At 41.9% G+C, this 1859-nt stretch carries 2 protein-coding genes; both read left to right on the top strand.

The genetic code is table 11. The features are described from left to right. The first annotated feature begins 88 nt into the window (after positions 1 to 88). Complete coding sequence (gene ablA / locus V7121_RS24865; RefSeq protein WP_335548247.1) at positions 89 to 1528, top strand: lysine 2,3-aminomutase; 1440 nt, start codon at positions 89 to 91, stop codon at positions 1526 to 1528. Between the two features lie 11 nt (positions 1529 to 1539). Next, on the top strand, positions 1540 to 1824 hold the full coding sequence (locus V7121_RS24870) for a YokU family protein (protein ID WP_335548249.1): 285 nt from the start codon (positions 1540 to 1542) through the stop codon (positions 1822 to 1824). Positions 1825 to 1859: the final 35 nt, after the last annotated feature.

Below are 1859 nucleotides of genomic sequence, written 5' to 3' on the forward strand. Positions count from 1 at the left end.
CCATACGCCGCTAAACGGTTGCTTCCGCTTTTACCATTGGCATAAATCTTGCATATTATTTAGTGAAGCAGGATGGGAGGAACTTATAATGAAACAATTTTTATATAAACCAACTAGAAATTGGAAGGATATAGAGCTTTGGAAAGATGTAACAGAAGAGCAGTGGAACGATTGGATTTGGCAGCTGACCAATACGATTCGAACTTTAGATGATCTAAAAAAGGTTATTAATTTAACACCTGATGAAGAAGAAGGGGTCAGGATTTCAACGAAAACCATTCCCTTAAATATTACACCATATTATGCTTCCTTAATGAATCCTGATGACCCACGCTGTCCGATTAGAATGCAATCGGTGCCGATATCGAAGGAAATCTATAAAACAAAATATGACCTTGAAGACCCATTATATGAGGATGAAGATTCGCCGACACCAGGCTTAACGCACCGCTATCCCGACCGCGTCCTCTTCTTAGTGACCAATCAATGTTCGATGTATTGCCGCTATTGTACGAGGAGACGATTCTCAGGACAAATTGGCATGGGTGTTCCGAAGAAACAGCTCGATGCCGCTATTTCGTATATCAGAAATACCCCGCAAGTGCGTGATGTTTTAATATCAGGCGGTGATGGCCTGTTGATAAATGATAATATTCTGGAATATATCCTTAAAAATCTGCGGGAAATTGACCATGTTGAGATTATTAGAATAGGGACACGTGCCCCCGTTGTGTTCCCACAGCGGATCACCGAAAACCTCTGTAATATCTTGAAAAAATACCATCCAATCTGGCTTAATACCCATTTTAATACATCTATCGAGATTACAGAGGATTCAAAAAGGGCTTGTGAAATGCTTGCTAATGCAGGCGTCCCTGTGGGTAACCAATCAGTGATACTCGCTGGAATCAATGACAGTGTTCCAATCATGAAAAAACTCATGCATGACCTAGTTAAAATTCGTGTCCGCCCCTATTACATTTATCAATGTGACTTATCGGAAGGGATTGGTCATTTCCGTGCTCCGGTGTCAAAAGGACTTGAAATCATCGAGGGGTTGCGGGGCCATACCTCGGGATATGCTGTACCAACCTTTGTCGTTGACGCACCCGGCGGCGGAGGGAAAATCGCCCTTCAGCCAAACTATCTGATTTCCCAAAGTCCCGAGAAAGTGGTTCTTCGCAATTTCGAAGGCGTCATTACCTCTTACCCAGAGCCCGAGAATTACGTTCCTGGAAGGGCTGAAGCATATTTTCAAGGGATATATCCTGACATGGAAGAGAAGAAATCACTTAATGGAATTGCAGGGATAATGAATGACCAGCACTTTAATCTGGTTCCAGAGGGATTATCTAGATTAAATCGCCGCCAAGATTATAACCAGAACCCTGCCCATACGACGCTAAAGGATAAGCGCAGTAAACGAGATGAATTAAAGGAAAAGAAATTTAAAGCATTGACTCAGAAGGAAGTGGGTCAGACAGCCGCCGCTGATAGCACTTCAGCAGAAGAATCGATGAAGGAATAGGAGGGGCTGAGGTGAAAACAATATGTGAGTGGTGTGACAGCACCAATGTAGCTAAAACTACCGATTCAGTTTTTTGGGAATTACCTGATGGAACAAAAGCTATAGAAATTACCGATACCCCCACCCATTTCTGCCCTGATTGTCTGATGATTTATCAGAGTGAGCTGATTGTAAAAGAGATTGAGAATCAGTTGTATTTGATTAATTGTAAACAACTTGGGAAAGTAATCAGTTTCGAAGAACTTATGGCTATACCGAGATTACTAAAGAGGAATTATTTTGACTTTTCCTCATAAGAGAAAGCAGCCCATTTTTGAACTGCCCCGTAAAT

It is taken from the genome of Neobacillus drentensis (assembly GCF_036962125.1).
In the GTDB taxonomy this organism is placed as follows: Bacteria; Bacillota; Bacilli; order Bacillales; family Cytobacillaceae; genus Neobacillus; species Neobacillus drentensis_B.

Bases quoted from the DNA above. Each gene is read 5' to 3' on its own strand.
- ablA (WP_335548247.1), top strand. From the start codon at position 89: ATGAAACAATTTTTATATAAACCAACTAGAAATTGGAAGGATATAGAG.